Genomic DNA, 14535 nt, shown 5'->3' with positions numbered 1-14535 from the left:
GCCCTTTTCATTTCATCGCGTCGGCCGCGTCGCCGGCATCCGCTTCGGTCCGCAGCGGCAGCCGCACCGACACCGTCGTGCCCTGTCCGCTGCCGGCGCTGTCGGCCGCCGCGCCGCCGCCATGCAGCTCCGCGATGCTGCGCACCAGCGCGAGCCCGAGGCCCAGGCCGCCGTGCGCCCCATGCGCGCCGTGGCCGCGCGCATGTTCCTCGCCCTGCGAGAAGGGCTCGAACGCATGCGCCAACGTCTGCGCAGTCATGCCGATGCCGTTGTCGACGACGGTGATCACCGCCGCGTCGCCGTCGCGTCGCAGCGTCAAGGTGATCGTGCCGCCCGGCGGCGTGAACTTGATCGCGTTGCTGAGCAGGTTGCTCACCAGCTGGATCAGCCGCGTGCGGTCGCCGGTCACCGCCAGGGGCTCCCTCGGCCAGGTGCCCTGCAAGCGGTGCTCGCGGGCCTCGGCCGCCGGACGCATGCCCTCGACCGCCTCCCGCACCACCTCGCCCAGCTCCAGCGGCGCCGTGGTCAGCCGCACCTTGCCGGTGGTCACGCGGCTGACGTCGAGCAGGTCCTCCACCAAACGGTTGATCTGCCGCACCTGCTTGCTCGCGACCTCGACGCACCAGGCGGCGCGCGGGCTCAGCGTCTCGCGGCCCAGCAGGGACAGGACATTGGTCAGCGGCGCCAGCGGATTGCGGATCTCGTGCGACAGCACCGCGATGAATTCGGTCATCCGGCGGCTCTCCTCGACCAGTTCGGCCATGCGGCGGCGCTCGCGCTCCTGCTCCATGCGCGCGGTGAGGTCGCGGGTGACCTTGGCGTAGCCGAGCAGGTCGCCGTCGGCATGCTTGATCGCCGTGATCACGACATTGGCCCAGAAGGTCGACCCGTCGCGCCGCACGCGCCAGCCTTCGTCCTCGAAGCGGCCGTGCTCGCGCGCGAGCTTGAGCTCCTCGTCGGGCCAGGCCGCGTCGATGTCCGGCTGGGTGTAGAAGACCGAGAAGTGCCGGCCGATGATCTCGGCCGCCTCGTAGCCCTTGATGCGCCGCGCGCCCGCGTTCCAGGTCGCGATCCGGCCCGACGGCGTGAGCAGGAAGATCGCGTAGTCCAGCACGCCCTCCACCAGCCGTCGATAGGCCGCGTCGCCTGCCTGGTGCAGGCGTGCGACATCGTCGTGCTCCCGGCCATGGCCGTCGTTCCCTGGCTTGTCAGCCGTCATCGCTTACCTCGTCCGCCTCACTGTGCCGTGAGTCCGTGACCTGCCCTGAGCGGGCGACTCTATCGCGGCAGGGCGATGCCCAGCCGTCTCAACAGCCGCAGGAAATTGCTGCGATCCATGCCGGCCTCGCGGGCCGCGGCGGCCATCGCGCCGCCGTGCCGCCGCAGGGCGTCCTCGATCCAGCGGCGCTGGAACTGCTCGGTCGCCGCGCGCAGTCCCAGCCCCGTGGCGTCAACCGCCGTGTCAACCCCCGCATCCGCCGTCGTATCGACCGGCAGCGCAATCGGGTCCCGGGGCATTCCGGGTTCCCGGACTCCCCGTGTACCGTCATCGGTGGGCGCATGGCGCGCCACCGATGCGCCCTCGCCCAGGCCGAGGTGTTCCGGCTCGATCGCGATCCATCGCCCGGCCCGCCCCGCAGCCGCCAGCGCGCGCAACGCGGCACGGCTGATCAGATGCTCGAGCTCACGGACGTTCCCCGGCCAGTCGTGGGCGAGCAGCGCCTGCGACGCCGCCGGCGACAGCCGCAGGTTGCGGGCGCCGAGCCGGTGCTGGTTCTCCTCCAGGAAGCTGCCCGCCAGCGCCAGGACGTCGCGGCCCCGCTCGCGCAGCGCCGGCACCCGCAGCGGGTAGACCGACAGCCGGTGATAGAGATCGGCACGGAAGCGCCCGCGCGCGACCTCCTCGCGCAGGTCGCGGTTGGTGGCGGCCAGCACCCGCACGTCGACCCGCTGCACGCGATCGCTGCCGGGGCGCTGCACATCGCCGCTCTGCAGCACGCGCAGCAGCTTGGCCTGCACCGGCAGCGGCAGCTCGCCGACCTCGTCCAGCAGCAGGGTGCCGCCATCGGCCAGCTCGAACTTGCCGACCCGGTCCGCCACCGCGCCGGTGAAGGCCCCGCGCTTGTGGCCGAACAGCTCGCTGTCGGCCAGCGTCTCCGGCAAGGCGGCGCAGTTGATCTGCACCAGTGGTCGATCCTGGCGCGTCGACCGGGCATGCAGGCGCTCGGCGACGAGCTCCTTGCCGACGCCCGTCTCGCCCAGGATCAGCACCGTCAGGTCGGAGGCCGCGACGGTGTCGATCTCGGCGCGCAGGCGGACCATCGCCGGGCTGCGCCCGAGCAGCTCCCGCGGACTGTGGCGCCGCACCGCGCGGGCCAGCGCCTGTTCCTGCGCGGCGCGCCGCGCCAGCGTCGCGATCGTGTCCTCGGCGGCGATGCCCGCTTCGAGCAGCCGCACGACCGCCGCCAGCCGCTGGGGACCGACCTCGTCGAAGGCGTGAGGATCGAGCGCATCCAGCGTCACCAGCCCCCAGACCCGCCCGTCCACCCGCAGCGGCGCGCCCATGCAGTCGTGGACGGCCTCGAGCTCCTGCTGATGTTCGAGCAGCCCGTCATAGGGATCCGGCAGGCCGGCGTCGGCGGCGAAGCGCAGGCCGTCGCCACTCTCCAGCAGCCGCGCCAGGCGCGGATGGGCGGCCGCCGGGAAGCGCCGGCCCAGCGCTTCCTCGGCCAGTCCGTCGACGGCCACCGGCTGCAGCACCGGCTCGCCCTCCTCCGGCAACAGGCGCAGCAGCGCCGCCGCATCGCAGCGGACCAGGCCACGCACCGCGGCGAGCAATTGGCGAAAGCGGGCTTCCGTTGTCATCAAGACCTTTTCGTTGTCAATTCGACAGCGGTCGATTCTCGGTCATTCCGACAACGGTTCGGTAGAGCGGTCACAAAGCCCCAAGCAGATCAACGACTTGTGGCCGCACCGCCGTCGTCAACTGCCTGGCACGGTTCCTGATAAATCACAGTCATCCTCAACGAATCCGGAGTACCGACGCTCATGTTCAAGCCCCTGACCATCGCCCTGATCCAGGCCACAGTGCCGTTGCTGAAGTCGCGCGGCGAGGAAATCACCCGGCACTTCTATCGCGTGATGCTGTCGGAGCATCCCGAGCTGAAGGCCTTCTTCAACGAAGCGCACCAGGCCGAGGGCACGCAGGCGCGCGCGCTGGCCGGTGCGGTGCTGGCCTACGCGAGCCACATCGACCGCGTCCACGAGCTGGCCCCGGCCCTGCCCCGCATCGTCCAGAAGCATGTGGCGCTGGGCGTGCAGCCGGCGCATTACCCGATCGTCGGCCAGTGCCTGCTGCGCGCGATCCGCGAGGTGCTGGGCGCCGACGTCGCCACCGACGCGATCATCGACGCCTGGGCCGAGGCCTACGGCGCGCTGGCGCAGTTGCTGATCGATGCCGAGGAGCAGGTCTACGCCGCCACCGCGGCGCTGCCGGGCGGCTGGCGCGGCCAACGCACGATGGTCGTCGCGCGCAAAGCGCGCGAGAGCGAGCTGATCACTTCGTTCTACCTGGAGCCGGCCGATGGGCAGCCGCTCCCGCCGTTCCAGCCCGGGCAATACCTGACCCTGGTGCTGGACATCGACGGACGGACGGTGCGCCGCAACTACTCGCTGTCGGACGCGCCGGGCAAGCCCTGGTACCGCGTCAGCATCAAGCGGGAGGACGGCGGACTGGTGTCGGGCTGGATGCATGACCACGTCGAGGTCGGCTCGCGGCTGGAGGTCCAGGCGCCCGCGGGCGAGTTCACCCTCGATGCCCAGTCCACTCGGCCGCTGGTGCTGGTGACGGGCGGCGTCGGCATCACGCCAGCGATGGCGATGCTGGAATCGGCGGCCCCCAGCGGCCGGCCGATCCGCTTCATCCACGCGGCGCGCCACGGCGGGGTGCATGCGTTCCGCGAGCGCGTGGACCTGCTGGCCGCCGCGCATCGCAATGTCGAGGCGATGTACGTCTACGACGCGCCGCGCGAGGGCGACGAGCCGCACGAGGTCGGCCAGGTGACGGACGCGCTGCTGGCGCGCCACCTGCCCGAGGACCGCGACGTCGACCTTTACCTGCTCGGACCGAAGCCGTTCATGCAGGCGGTCTACCGCGCCGGCCGCCAGCTCGGCGTGCCGGAGGCGCAGTTGCGCTACGAGTTCTTCGGGCCGACGGAGGAACTGGTCGGCGCCTGATCGCGCCCGGCGTCCATTCGGGAGCGCTCTCCAATCGCCACCGCGGCGTCGCCTCGATGACGCGCCGCCGCGGGGTCTCCCGCTAGCATGGCCCGGCCCCTGCCCGCTCCACGGCAGGGCGGAACAAGGAGACCCGCATGGAATGCCTCACCCTGACCGAAGACGCCGGCGTCGGCCACCTGGTGCTGAACCGTCCCGACGCGATGAACACGATGTCGCCGCAGCTGTGGCGCGAGCTGGAGGCGGTGCTGGACCAGTTGCATCGCAGCCCGACGCTGCGGGCGCTGGTGATCTCGTCGACGGGCCGGCATTTCAGCGCGGGCATGTCGCTGGATGTGTTCCAGAACGGCGGCATCCAGCTCGACGACCGCAGCGCCGAAGGGCGTGCCGCGATCGTCGACCTGCTGGCCGACATGCAGCAGGCCTTCAACCGCCTCGACGACCTGCGCGTACCGACGATCGCGGCGATCCAGGGCGGCTGCATCGGCGGCGCGGTGGACCTGGTGGCGGCCTGCGACATCCGCTATGCGGAGGCTGGCGCGTTCTTCTGCATCCAGGAGATCAACATCGGCATGGCCGCCGACCTGGGCACGCTGCAGCGCCTGCCCAAGCTGATCCCGCTGGGGGTGGTCAAGGAAATGGCCTACACCGGCCGCCGCCTGCCGGCGGCGCGGGCGCTGGCGGTCGGGCTGGTGAACGACGTGCTGCCGACGCCGGCCGAATGCATCGAGGCCGCGCTGCAGTGCGCGCGCGAGATCGCGCAGAAGCCACCGGTGGCGGTGTGGGGCAGCAAGCAGGCGATCCACTACGCGCGCGATCACGGCGTCAAGGACAGCCTGCAGCAGATGGGGTGGCTGCAGGCGGCGATCTGGCAGAACAGGAATTTGATGGAGGCGTTCGCGGCGACGCAGACCAAGCGGCCCGCGGCGTTTCCGGATTTGGCGGCGCTGAAGTTTTTCAGGGAAGGTTGAGCGGAGCCGGAGCCGCGCTGGTCAGGACCGCCAGAGAGGGGGGGCCTCGTGGAATGCTCAGGCGGACCCTTTTGCTCACCCTTCAATTGCTGGCGATCTAAGCCAGGCGTAAACACTTTGGCTAGCTGGAGGCGGCTAACGTCAAGCGCCTGAGCGCCCCGGAACGAGAGAACAGCCGGCTCAAGAAACTGCAGGCCACTGGCGTGGTCTGATCCATCGGCACTGTGAATTCCAGCTCCTATAGCATGTCGCCATGCATACAAATCACGCCCAATTCAGCAAGTTCCTGAGTCTCGTTCTTCGTCACAAGCCCGATACCATCGGCCTGACGCTCGATCCCCAGGGTTGGGCATCCATCGACGAGTTGCTCGCCAAGAGCAATGCAGCTGGAACTCGGTTCAGCCGAGAGGACTTGCTGCATATCGTCGCGACCAGCGACAAGAAGCGGTTTTCTCTCTCGGACGATGGGCAGCGCATTCGCGCCGCTCAAGGGCACTCGGTCACAGTGGAACTCGGCCTATCGCCCCAAGAACCCCCGAGCATCCTGTACCACGGGACCGCGACGCGGTTCGTCGATTCAATCCTGTCAGAAGGGCTCAGGCCGCAGTCCCGCCAGCAAGTGCACTTGTCTGCCGATGAAGTCACCGCACACCGCGTCGGCCAACGTCACGGCAAGCCGGCCATCCTCAAGGTCGAAGCTCTTCGCATGCATACCAAGGGCTTCAAGTTCGTCTTGGCAGACAACGGCGTTTGGCTGACCGATCAGGTACCACCCGAGTTCTTGTCTAGCGCTGACGTGGCTCAACAATCGAATTCGATGAAGTCTTCAACAGCACGACGCAACCAGTCGTAGAAGCCAGCGAATTGACCACGCTGTTCCCAGCCAGGGGAGGCGAAGTCATGAATGACAAATACTTCTCCGTTCGCTCCAACTTGCCAGCATGCGACATCATCATTGTCTTGTCGACGAGCAAAGGGAACGAGCTTCCGATCCGGATACCTCTCTGCGAGCCCAGCCATGGTGTCTCGCAATAGCTTGCCTTCCAGCAAGTACCACGGCTCAAGGTCTGTTAGTCCGAACTCTATTAAGCGATTGAACTGTCGCGGGTAGCTGAAGCCCTGCGGCCGCTCTTTCTCCGTAAGCAAGTCCAGAGTCTTCATTGCGTCGATCCGGTGTACGGCGAACCACTCGGGTATGTGTTGCGGAACCCGCTGTTTTGCTGCTGGATTCGCGCCCGAACTGCATCCTCCCACGTTGCCGGCTGAGCGCCACTTCTTGGTGTTCAACGCCCCGCCGGGAACGCCGCCCCAGCATCGTGAACGACGGCTTAGACATTGATACCTGCGCGTTGCGCAGCCAGCAAACGCGTGTTGTCGAAGGTGGTCAAGCTGCCATCGCTCATCCGAACTACATCGATCGGAGCACCCTTCCAGCCATTGGCTCGCATGCTCGCCGCGATTTCTTCAACCCCGTTGACAGACGATTGGCTGAACCGAATAGACGCCGGGCTGAGGCTCGTCACGCCCTTTGCGGCAACGGAGAACCCCACCGCGCCCTGTCGTACTTTTGCAATGAAGCCCATGTGCATTCAAGGACTTGCAAGCGCTTCGGCCCGACATCCCCGCAAGTGTAATTCCTGAGACCCCCTGATGCGGTTTTGAGCCGACACGCTCACGAACAGGGGCCCCGCAGGCGCCCCTATTTCTTCCTTTCTTTAGCGGCTAAAGAATGGTGGCCGGCCTCGGCGGTGATCGCGTCAAGGCTGCGCGCAGCGCACCAGTTGCGTCAGCCGGTTCGGGCTGAACGCTTCGCCCAGGTTCGTCAGGAACAAGGTGCCCTCATCGAGGCCCGTGGCCAGTTCCGGCCGCACGTCGTCGCGGTACTTCTCCACCCACGCAATCGCCCGCTCACCAATGGGCACCATGCGGTCCTTCCTGCCCTTGCCCAGGTGGATCATCACCGTGCCCCGCTCGACGTCGATGTCGAACACCTGCAGGCCGATCAGCTCCAGGCGCCGCATGCCGGTGCTGTAAAGCACCACCATCATGGCCCGGTCACGGATGCCCGTGCTTGTGGCGATGTCCGGCATGGCCAGCACCGCCTCGGCCTCCTTCATCGTCAGCACGTGGCGCGGCAGGCGCTTGTCCATCCTGGGCAGGTCCAGGTCGCCGCAAGTCCGAGGCTTGAGCACACCCCAGAACAAAGGGCCGCTGTCAGCGGCCCTTTGTTATTTCTGAACTGTCATCACTTCCGTGATGCCCGTTCCTCTTCAACCAAGAACAAGCTTTGCAAATCACCGCTTAGCTTGGACCCGCTTTCGCAAGTCAACACGAATTGCTCGTCCACACCGTCCAAGGCATTTACTCCGTCAATCACACCCAAGACGTTTGATGTCGTGTCGGCCGCCACTTGGCGAACAACCTCGAAGAACACTTCTTGCTGCTCAGCGCTTAGGCCATTGAAGAGAGTCAAGGCCCGCTTCCAATATGGATCGGATGCCTTCGCCACCGAAGTACTGGTGAAGAGCTGGCGGTACATGCCAGTGTTCTCTTCAACAACGGCCATTCTCAGGCCTGCAACAAAGTCATTGGGCGTCATAACTCTTACCTTCAAAGGCACCAGGGTAGGCGTCCTTGTTCATCCGAATGAGGTCTTGCAATGAGGAGTTTGGCACGTCAGGGTACACCCGACGCAGTTCCCGAATATCGCGGGCGAGAACAGCTCTCGGCTTGCGAAGGCCAACAACGCTGCGCGAAACAATGCCATTCGGTCCCTTGATCGTATGACCGACCTTCGGCACCAAGATTGCCGGAGCAGTCATCGCGTCGTAACCAGGGATCAGGTCTTGCATCAAAACCTTTTGCCCAACGTGATGCGCGTCCATTCCTGCGACGGTACCGCGAATCTTGTTATAGGCCCCGACCGAATACTTGCCTGCGCCCTTTGCAGCCACTGAGCGCGCCGTCGCCGCGCCCGTCTCAGCCTTTACGTGTCCCGCGAATCTACTTGCATCGTTGCCCGCGCGCGATTCGGCCAAGTTGGCCATGATGTACTGGCGCCGGGTCAGGCTATTCGCGCCAACCGCAGCGAACATCGGCCGATCCACCATCTTAGGGGGGTGACCTCCGCCTCGACCGACCGCACCGTCTTGCTCGCGGACGTGCCCGAGGCAGGGCCGCTGGTACCTTCGCTCAGCAAGCGCCCAGTCTGCTTCGGCACCGACGACTCGGCGATTTCGCCGATGACCTTGCCCGCCGTCTGCGTGCCTTCCAGCGCCTCGCGAACGGTGCCTCGCTCAACGCTCCTGGTGAAGTTGCCGACAAGGTCTCCGAGCTTGTCGGCGACCTCGCCAGCTGCAGCGCCCGGGGCCGGCAGCAGCACGCCCGCGCCGAACTCCGTCAGGTCGCTGATCGTGCCGCCATCACCGTTCGCCGCCTTGCGGATCGTCTCGAAGGCGGGCTCCGCCAGCTTGGTCCGCCTCCCGTCGGCAGGACCTGATAGGTCTGCTTGACGGCGTTCTTCGTGCCTTCGAGTTCCTTCTTCGTAAGCGTACAGCGATGTCAGGTGAGGCCGGTGCGTGCCTCGTATTCGGCGATGTAGTGCTCCACGAGCCGTGCGGTGCCGGTCGCCACGACCTCGCCGGAACTCCGGTTGACGATGAGAGGAGCGTTCCCTGCTAGGGCGTACTTGATGTCGCCGGTGTCGCGGTACAGGCGCGATGTGTAGAAGAAGACCCAACCGAACGGGCGTTCGATGGTGTGCTCCGACACAAGGACCAGCGAGTCGCCTTCGGGTAGATCGTCGACTTTGGCGAGTTGCTTCTCTACCGCTGCGACGGCATCTTCATAGTTCAACATGAGCGCGCTTCCCCCAGCTATGGAGTGTGTCAGCGGTGCGGCAGCAGTTCATTGATGCGACTGGCCGGCTGCGTCGGCAGCCGCTCCAGCACATCGCGGAGGTAGTCATAGGGATCCAGCCCGTTGAGCTTGGCCGAGTGGATGAGGCTCATCACGGCCGCAGCCCGCTCGCCCGCGCGCGAGCTGCCGGCGAACAGCCAGTTCTGCCGCCCCAGCGCGATGGGCCGGATGCGGTTCTTCACCCAGTTGTTATCAATCGGCAAGTCGCCGTCATCGAGGTAGCGGGTCAGCACTGCCCAGCGCTTGAGGCTGTAGTCAATGGCCCGGGCGGTGGCTGAGCCGTCACATTGTCGTCAAAACAAGGACGCCCGCCGATGCTTGCGCATCGCGGGCGTCGTCCGGGCGAAAAAAGCCGGCAGGCTTACTTGTTCACCGCATCCTTCAGCGCCTTGCCGGCGGTGAACTTGGCGACCTTGGAGGCCGGGATGTCCAGCGCTTCGCCGGTGGCCGGGTTCTTGCCGGTGCGGGCGGCGCGCTCGCTCACCTTGAAGGTGCCGAAGCCGACCAGGGCGATCTGGTCGCCGGCGGCCAGGGCTTCGGTGATGGTTTCCAGGGTCGCGTCCAGGGCGGTCGCGGCCACGGCACGGGTGACGCCCGCCTTGGTGGCGATGCCTTCGATCAGTTCACTCTTGTTCATCAATGCTTCCAGTAAAAAACCAGGGTCCGGCGAACCGGGGCCGCGATTATCAGCCAGTCCGGCAGCCCCGCCTGTTCGAAGACGCAACCGGGCGGCGAACCCGGCCGCCGGGCGTCCGCATGGCGGAATTCATCGCCCTTTCGAGCGATATCGTCCCCCTGAAGGTCCTCGCCTCGGCCATTCAGTCAACCTGAACGACAAAGCCCGGCGCAAGCGCCGGGCTTCCGGGCCAGACGCCCTTGCGGGGCGTCCGGCCGATCGTCAGTCGCCAGGTCGGTTTACCAACCCAGGTCCTTCAGCAGCGACTTGGTCAGGTCCTTCGGCGGCACCAGCACCAACCCCAGGTCCGGGCTGATGTTGGGCTCCATCAGCAGGTTGGGCGAGGCCGAGACATCCCAGTGCGACACCGACGAGCCACCCACCAGCGGATTGGGCGTGTACAGCAGCGGACGCCCCAGCGCGTCGGCACCGGCGCGTCGGCTCGGGTCGGTCGTCAGCGAGCCGGTCGCGTAGCCGACCTTGCCGCGCATGCCGTAGGGCACCGAGGCGGTGATGGCGGCGCGCAGCTTGACGCCGTCGCCTTGCGACACGCTGATCGTCGGGATGGTGATCGTCGGGTCGCTGCCGCCCAGGCCGGGCGCGGCGCCGGCGACGTTGTTGGCGATGATCACGCCGATCGCGCCGGCGTTCTGCGCGTTCTTGGCCTTGACCGCGAAACCGCAGGTGCCGCGATCGATCACCACCACCTTGCCGGCGCTGGCGGCCGTGTCGGCACCGTTGAACGGCAGGCAGCCCTGGCCCGCGCCGACCGTGTCCGGTGCGATCGTCGAGATCGAACCCAGCGTCATCCCGCTGCCGACCGCCGGCCCGAAGGAGGCGGTGCCGTACGGGTACTGGCCCGAATAGCCCGGCGCCGCGGTCGCGACCTTCAGCACCGGCGTGGCCGCCAGCATGCCGGCGCCGGCGACGACGTTCGGCCCGACCCAGGCCAGGCCCAGCGGGTTCACCGCCGAGGCCTTGCGCTCCGCGCTCGTCATGTTCAGCCAGGTCTTGCCCTGGGTGTTGTCGAACATGAAGCGTTCCCAGATGCTGGGCAGTCCGTCGTCGGTGTAGGCGGTGCCGGCGCGGTTGATGCGCTTGCCGGTGGAGGTCTGCACCGACAGCACGCTGAAGCCCAGACCATGGCCCAGCTCATGCAGCAGCGTCTCGACGAAGTTCACGCCAGTGCCGAAGTTGCCGTCAATGCCGAGGTAGAACGGCGAGCCGGTCAGGCAGCCTTCCTTGCCCAGGTTGATGTTGAACTGGGTCTTGATGTCGACGTTGTTGAAGCCGGTGGTGTCGGGCTGGCCTTCGCTCAGGTTGACCTTGGCCAGCTTGTTGGCCAGGGCCTGCGGATACCAGGTGTCGGGCGCGCCGCCCTGGAAGCCATACCAGAAGTTCCAGGCGCTGGCGCTGCCCAGCGTCGCCGAGGAAGCGGTGCAGGCCAGCGGCTCCCAGGCAGCGCTGACGGTGATGGTGACGTCGCTCTCCAGCGCCTGTTCCCACACGTCGGCGACATAGCGGTAGATGAACATGCGCTGCTCGCCGAGCGTGGTGCCCGGGTTGCCGCCGACCGGCGCGACCGGCGTGGTGTCGTTGAAGCCGACGCCGGCCGGGTCGCGGCTCTGGATGACGATGGTCGCGGCCTGCGCCAGGCCAGCGCCGCACAGGGCGGCCACGACGGCCGAGCGCAGCAGGGTCTGCTTGAAGCTGATGGTCTTGTGCATGGCTTACTCCGTGGGCAGGGCCGATTTGGCGGCGGAGGCGCTCTTCATGAAGGCCTCGGCCTCTTCCTTGCTGGCGAAGCAGGCTTCGATCAGCTTGCCGTCGGGACCGCGCACGACGACGGACTGGCTGGCCATCTCGTCGGTCGCGCGGATGCCGGTAGCGCCGCTGCTGTGCAGCTTCATCTGCGGCGAGAGCGCCACCGCGCGCAGCGCGACGCGCGCCTTGGCGGCCGGCAGCTGCGCCTGCAGCGCGGCGTGTTCCTCGGCCGTGGCCGGGCGGAGCTTGCCGGTCTCGGCATCGCGCACGACGACGAGGGCCTCCTGCGCCACGACGGGTGCGGCGGACGGGGCGGCCGGCGTGGCGGACGGGGCGGTCGCCGGCGCGGCGGCTTCGTGAGCCTGCGCCGCCAGCGGCAGGGCCGCGGCGATCGCCAGGCCCAGGGAAATGCGGGTGATCATGGTCGTTGTCCTTGCGGAGATGACTCGGGGGATTGGGTGATCGAGGGACGCGCGTTGGCGCTCATCGCGCGGCGCGACGGCGGCGGGCGGCCATCAGGCCCAGCAGGCTGACGCCGGCCAGCGCCCAGGTCGAGGGCTCGGGCACCTGCGCCACCACCAGGCTGTCGACCGCGGCGATGTCCGAGGTGTCGACGGCACCGACGTGTCCGAGCGCGAAGCGCGCGCTCGATCCGGTGCCCTGGCCCGCGATCGTGAAGGTGTATCGGCTCCAGTCGCCGAGGGTGGCGGTGATCGTGGCGACCGGCAGCAGGCTGGCCAGGTCGCCGGCGGCGTCCACCAGGCCGTAGGTCAGGTCGTCGGCGTAGTTACCGTCGACGCCGCCGCGGGCCCAGAAGGACACCTGCGTGTCGAAGGCGGTCGAGAAGGCGGCGGTGATCAGCCAGCTGCCCAGCGAGCCGCCGTCCGGACCGGCCGCCCAGCGCGCCTGCAGGAAGGATTCACCGGCGCCGGCCTGGGCCGGGAAGTTGGACTCCAGGCCCTGCGTCCAGCCCGGCACCGCGCCGGACGGCGAGTTCAGGTTGATGAAGCGCCAGTCGCCAGCGCTCAGGCGGTCGGGGGCCAGCACGGTGCTGCCGTTGACGACCGTGGTGTTGAAGCCTTCGTTGATGAGGGTGTATTGCTCGGCATGGGCCGACGCCATCGCGCCGAACACCGCCGCGGCCAAACAGACTTTCTTGAACATTGCTACGTCCTTCTTCGGGATGAAGGTGGGATGTCCACCTGGACTCGAGCGGCGGCGCACCGGGATGACGGACGCCGCCGCGACTGCTGTCGGCCGGCGGGAGGGCGGCCTTCGGGCGGGTCGATTCTGTGACTCCCGTCACGGTTCACAGGAGGGGGTCGGGCCGTGCCTCCCCCCGGTGTGGGGGTGGTTGTTTCCCTAAGACGGACCGGGGGATCGATCGATCCGACGGGGTCAGGACTTGCCGAGACCCGGCGATCGCGCCGGCGCAAACGCCGCGCAAACGCATCCGCACGGGAAGTGCCGGTGGCGGACCCTCGGGCGCGAGGCGCTCCGCCCTGGCGCGGGCCGCCCGAGGCGCACGATGGTCGACTGGGGCACCTTGCACCTCACCGCGGGGCCAGTGTGGTGAGCTCCGTGTAAATCCGGATGGGCAGTGCGCGGCCGTGGCAGCGCGCCCCGGCGCGCCCTCGGACATTCGTCCGATACCGGCGCGAGCCTCGAATCGCGACAGTGGAGCCCTGTTCCAACACCCCTCCACTTCCACCAGGAGCGTCCTCATGAACTTCGCCCGCCGCCTGCTCGTCGCCACCGCCGCTGCCTCCGCCCTCGCCGCCTCGGGCCTCGCGTCCGCCGCCTCGCCGGCCCCGCAGCCGTCGGTCGTCATCGTCCACGGCGCCTTCGCCGACGGCTCGGACTGGGCCAAGGTGATCCCGCTGCTGCAACGCGAAGGCGTCCAGGTCACCGCGGTGCAGAACCCGCTGAGCTCGCTGGCCGACGACGTGGCCGCCGCGCGCCGCGCCATCGACGCGCAGCCCGGCAAGGTCGTGCTGGTCGGCCATTCCTGGGGCGGCACGGTGATCACCGAGGCCGGCGCCGCCGACAAGGTCGCCGCGCTGGTCTATATCGCGGCCTTCGCGCCCGACGTCGGCCAGAACACCGCCGACCAGGGCAAGGGCTTCCCGACGCCGTCCGGGCTGGCGCACTTCAAGGCCGACGCGCAAGGCTGGCTGAGCCTGACCCCCACCGGCATGCGCGACCACTTCGCGCAGGACCTGCCGGCCGCGACCACCGCCGTGATGACCGCGACGCAGGGACCGATCCAGGCCAAGGCCTTCGAGCAGCCGGTGTCGGTCGCGGCCTGGAAGAGCAAGCCGTCGTGGTACCTGCTGGCCAGCGCCGACCGCATGATCGCCCCCGAGGCGCAGGCCGCGATGGCGCAGCGCGCCGGCGCCAAGGTGACCCGGGTGGGCAGCTCGCATGTGCCCCAGCAGTCGCAGCCCGAAGCGGTCGCCAAGCTCATCCTGGACGCCGTTCGGCAATCCCGGTAAGGTCCGCGCCGACCGCGAGCAGGTCCCGCACGCCGGCCACGCCGGGCGAGCCAGGGGGATCCGGTCCGCCCGCTGCGCCGAGCAGGCCGGATGCGCCCCATGCGCGCCGTGCGCCCGGCACGCCGGGCGGACCGGCCGCCCTGCCCGCGGGACGCTGGATCTTGCTCCTGGAATGCCGTGACCGCTTCTTCCTTCCCGATCTCTCCGTCCTCCCCGCCGACGCCCTCCGTGGCGGCGGCGGGTTCGCGCGTGCCGGTGCTCGACGCCGTGCGCGCGCTCGCCTTCGTCGGCGATCTCAGCATGGGCCAGCCGGTCGACCACTCGACCCGCACCGCCTGGCTGGCGGCCCGCATCGCCCAGGCCGCGCGGGCCGAGGGCCTCGCGCTCGGCCAGATGGGTAGAGCGTCGGGGACGGAATGACAGTAGCTCGCGCAGGCGGTGGTGTCATTTACAATAAGTCGTACAAACGATGTCT

Annotated in this window: 18 protein-coding genes and 1 pseudogene; 5 read left to right on the top strand and 14 right to left on the bottom strand. The window is 68.1% G+C overall.

All coding sequences use genetic code 11. The annotated features are described in order from the left end of the window. Positions 1 to 7 precede the first annotated feature (7 nt). Together CS062_RS19585 and norR are read right to left on the bottom strand one after the other, a co-directional pair. Positions 8 to 1219 (bottom strand): sensor histidine kinase, encoded by a 1212-nt coding sequence (locus tag CS062_RS19585; RefSeq protein ID WP_099863243.1) that lies wholly within the window; start codon positions 1217 to 1219, stop codon positions 8 to 10. 59 nt (positions 1220 to 1278) lie between these two features. Next, a complete protein-coding gene (gene norR / locus CS062_RS19580; RefSeq protein WP_099863242.1) occupies positions 1279 to 2865 on the bottom strand; it encodes a nitric oxide reductase transcriptional regulator NorR in 1587 nt (528 codons plus the stop codon). A gap of 183 nt (positions 2866 to 3048) precedes the next feature. Here norR and hmpA point away from each other — a divergent pair, with 183 nt between their 5' ends. The 3 genes from hmpA (at position 3049) to CS062_RS19565 (ending at position 6060) form a co-directional block, all read left to right on the top strand. Next, complete coding sequence (gene hmpA, locus CS062_RS19575) at positions 3049 to 4236, top strand: NO-inducible flavohemoprotein (protein WP_099863241.1); 1188 nt, start codon at positions 3049 to 3051, stop codon at positions 4234 to 4236. Positions 4237 to 4373: 137 nt separating this feature from the next. After that, the gene (locus CS062_RS19570; protein WP_099863240.1) at positions 4374 to 5207 is read left to right on the top strand and encodes an enoyl-CoA hydratase-related protein; all 834 of its coding nucleotides are present in this window, start codon (positions 4374 to 4376) and stop codon (positions 5205 to 5207) included. Between the two features lie 253 nt (positions 5208 to 5460). Next, complete coding sequence (locus CS062_RS19565) at positions 5461 to 6060, top strand: RNA 2'-phosphotransferase (protein WP_099863239.1); 600 nt, start codon at positions 5461 to 5463, stop codon at positions 6058 to 6060. Here the strand turns inward: CS062_RS19565 and CS062_RS19560 are convergent. From CS062_RS19560 to CS062_RS19515, 12 genes and pseudogenes are all read right to left on the bottom strand, one after another. Then, on the bottom strand, positions 6009 to 6368 hold the full coding sequence (locus CS062_RS19560) for a hypothetical protein (RefSeq protein ID WP_099863238.1): 360 nt from the start codon (positions 6366 to 6368) through the stop codon (positions 6009 to 6011). The genes CS062_RS19565 and CS062_RS19560 overlap by 52 nt on opposite strands. Positions 6369 to 6535: 167 nt before the next feature. Next, positions 6536 to 6796 carry a hypothetical protein gene (locus CS062_RS25950; RefSeq protein WP_143742420.1) on the bottom strand — a complete coding sequence of 87 codons (261 nt, stop codon included), beginning with the start codon at positions 6794 to 6796 and terminating at the stop codon, positions 6536 to 6538. A gap of 168 nt (positions 6797 to 6964) precedes the next feature. Continuing rightward, positions 6965 to 7357 carry a tyrosine-type recombinase/integrase gene (locus tag CS062_RS19555; protein WP_099863237.1) on the bottom strand — a complete coding sequence of 131 codons (393 nt, stop codon included), beginning with the start codon at positions 7355 to 7357 and terminating at the stop codon, positions 6965 to 6967. A 95-nt stretch (positions 7358 to 7452) separates the two neighbouring features. Further along, entirely contained in the window at positions 7453 to 7806 is a 354-nt protein-coding gene (locus CS062_RS25945; protein ID WP_143742419.1) for a hypothetical protein, read from the bottom strand. Then, positions 7793 to 8302, bottom strand: a complete 510-nt coding sequence (locus CS062_RS19550) for a hypothetical protein (RefSeq protein WP_199174295.1) — start codon at positions 8300 to 8302, stop codon at positions 7793 to 7795. The genes CS062_RS25945 and CS062_RS19550 overlap by 14 nt, the downstream gene beginning before the upstream one ends. Then, positions 8272 to 8589, bottom strand: coding sequence for a hypothetical protein (locus CS062_RS19545; protein ID WP_099863236.1), 318 nt, complete (start codon positions 8587 to 8589; stop codon positions 8272 to 8274). The genes CS062_RS19550 and CS062_RS19545 overlap by 31 nt, the downstream gene beginning before the upstream one ends. 179 nt (positions 8590 to 8768) lie before the next feature. Beyond that, the gene (locus CS062_RS19540) at positions 8769 to 9065 is read right to left on the bottom strand and encodes a YrhB domain-containing protein (protein ID WP_099863235.1); all 297 of its coding nucleotides are present in this window, start codon (positions 9063 to 9065) and stop codon (positions 8769 to 8771) included. A gap of 29 nt (positions 9066 to 9094) precedes the next feature. Next, positions 9095 to 9409 (bottom strand): annotated as a pseudogene (locus CS062_RS19535) (transposase domain-containing protein); the annotation flags it as partial. Positions 9410 to 9486: 77 nt separating this feature from the next. Further along, on the bottom strand, positions 9487 to 9762 hold the full coding sequence (locus CS062_RS19530) for an HU family DNA-binding protein (RefSeq protein ID WP_091724693.1): 276 nt from the start codon (positions 9760 to 9762) through the stop codon (positions 9487 to 9489). Positions 9763 to 10040: 278 nt separating this feature from the next. Beyond that, positions 10041 to 11528 carry a PA domain-containing protein gene (locus CS062_RS19525; RefSeq protein WP_099863234.1) on the bottom strand — a complete coding sequence of 496 codons (1488 nt, stop codon included), beginning with the start codon at positions 11526 to 11528 and terminating at the stop codon, positions 10041 to 10043. Between the two features lie 3 nt (positions 11529 to 11531). Beyond that, the gene (locus tag CS062_RS19520; protein WP_099863233.1) at positions 11532 to 11987 is read right to left on the bottom strand and encodes a post-PEP-CTERM-1 domain-containing protein; all 456 of its coding nucleotides are present in this window, start codon (positions 11985 to 11987) and stop codon (positions 11532 to 11534) included. A 61-nt stretch (positions 11988 to 12048) separates the two neighbouring features. Then, positions 12049 to 12729 (bottom strand): choice-of-anchor J family PEP-CTERM protein, encoded by a 681-nt coding sequence (locus tag CS062_RS19515; RefSeq protein ID WP_099863232.1) that lies wholly within the window; start codon positions 12727 to 12729, stop codon positions 12049 to 12051. Positions 12730 to 13289: 560 nt separating this feature from the next. Here CS062_RS19515 and CS062_RS19510 point away from each other — a divergent pair. Beyond that, positions 13290 to 14060, top strand: coding sequence for an alpha/beta fold hydrolase (locus tag CS062_RS19510; RefSeq protein ID WP_099863231.1), 771 nt, complete (start codon positions 13290 to 13292; stop codon positions 14058 to 14060). 177 nt (positions 14061 to 14237) lie between these two features. Then, positions 14238 to 14480, top strand: coding sequence for a hypothetical protein (locus CS062_RS19505; protein ID WP_143742418.1), 243 nt, complete (start codon positions 14238 to 14240; stop codon positions 14478 to 14480). The last annotated feature ends 55 nt before the right edge of the window (positions 14481 to 14535 follow it).

The sequence above is a fragment of the Roseateles chitinivorans genome, from assembly GCF_002761755.1.
In the GTDB taxonomy this organism is placed as follows: Bacteria; Pseudomonadota; Gammaproteobacteria; order Burkholderiales; family Burkholderiaceae_C; genus Roseateles; species Roseateles chitinivorans.
Note: the sequence above shows the minus strand (reverse complement) of the source record. Positions and strands in the feature narration are given on the sequence as shown.

What these genes read in the sequence shown, in the direction of transcription:
- CS062_RS19585 (WP_099863243.1), bottom strand. Translation starts at nt 1,219, where the DNA reads ATGACGGCTGACAAGCCAGGGAACGACGGCCATGGCCGGGAGCACGAC.
- norR (WP_099863242.1), bottom strand. Translation starts at nt 2,865, where the DNA reads ATGACAACGGAAGCCCGCTTTCGCCAATTGCTCGCCGCGGTGCGTGGC.
- hmpA (WP_099863241.1), top strand. Translation starts at nt 3,049, where the DNA reads ATGTTCAAGCCCCTGACCATCGCCCTGATCCAGGCCACAGTGCCGTTG.
- CS062_RS19570 (WP_099863240.1), top strand. Translation starts at nt 4,374, where the DNA reads ATGGAATGCCTCACCCTGACCGAAGACGCCGGCGTCGGCCACCTGGTG.
- CS062_RS19565 (WP_099863239.1), top strand. Translation starts at nt 5,461, where the DNA reads ATGCATACAAATCACGCCCAATTCAGCAAGTTCCTGAGTCTCGTTCTT.
- CS062_RS19560 (WP_099863238.1), bottom strand. Translation starts at nt 6,368, where the DNA reads ATGAAGACTCTGGACTTGCTTACGGAGAAAGAGCGGCCGCAGGGCTTC.
- CS062_RS25950 (WP_143742420.1), bottom strand. Translation starts at nt 6,796, where the DNA reads ATGCACATGGGCTTCATTGCAAAAGTACGACAGGGCGCGGTGGGGTTC.
- CS062_RS19555 (WP_099863237.1), bottom strand. Translation starts at nt 7,357, where the DNA reads ATGGACAAGCGCCTGCCGCGCCACGTGCTGACGATGAAGGAGGCCGAG.
- CS062_RS25945 (WP_143742419.1), bottom strand. Translation starts at nt 7,806, where the DNA reads ATGACGCCCAATGACTTTGTTGCAGGCCTGAGAATGGCCGTTGTTGAA.
- CS062_RS19550 (WP_199174295.1), bottom strand. Translation starts at nt 8,302, where the DNA reads ATGTTCGCTGCGGTTGGCGCGAATAGCCTGACCCGGCGCCAGTACATC.
- CS062_RS19540 (WP_099863235.1), bottom strand. Translation starts at nt 9,065, where the DNA reads ATGTTGAACTATGAAGATGCCGTCGCAGCGGTAGAGAAGCAACTCGCC.
- CS062_RS19530 (WP_091724693.1), bottom strand. Translation starts at nt 9,762, where the DNA reads ATGAACAAGAGTGAACTGATCGAAGGCATCGCCACCAAGGCGGGCGTC.
- CS062_RS19525 (WP_099863234.1), bottom strand. Translation starts at nt 11,528, where the DNA reads ATGCACAAGACCATCAGCTTCAAGCAGACCCTGCTGCGCTCGGCCGTC.
- CS062_RS19520 (WP_099863233.1), bottom strand. Translation starts at nt 11,987, where the DNA reads ATGATCACCCGCATTTCCCTGGGCCTGGCGATCGCCGCGGCCCTGCCG.
- CS062_RS19515 (WP_099863232.1), bottom strand. Translation starts at nt 12,729, where the DNA reads ATGTTCAAGAAAGTCTGTTTGGCCGCGGCGGTGTTCGGCGCGATGGCG.
- CS062_RS19510 (WP_099863231.1), top strand. Translation starts at nt 13,290, where the DNA reads ATGAACTTCGCCCGCCGCCTGCTCGTCGCCACCGCCGCTGCCTCCGCC.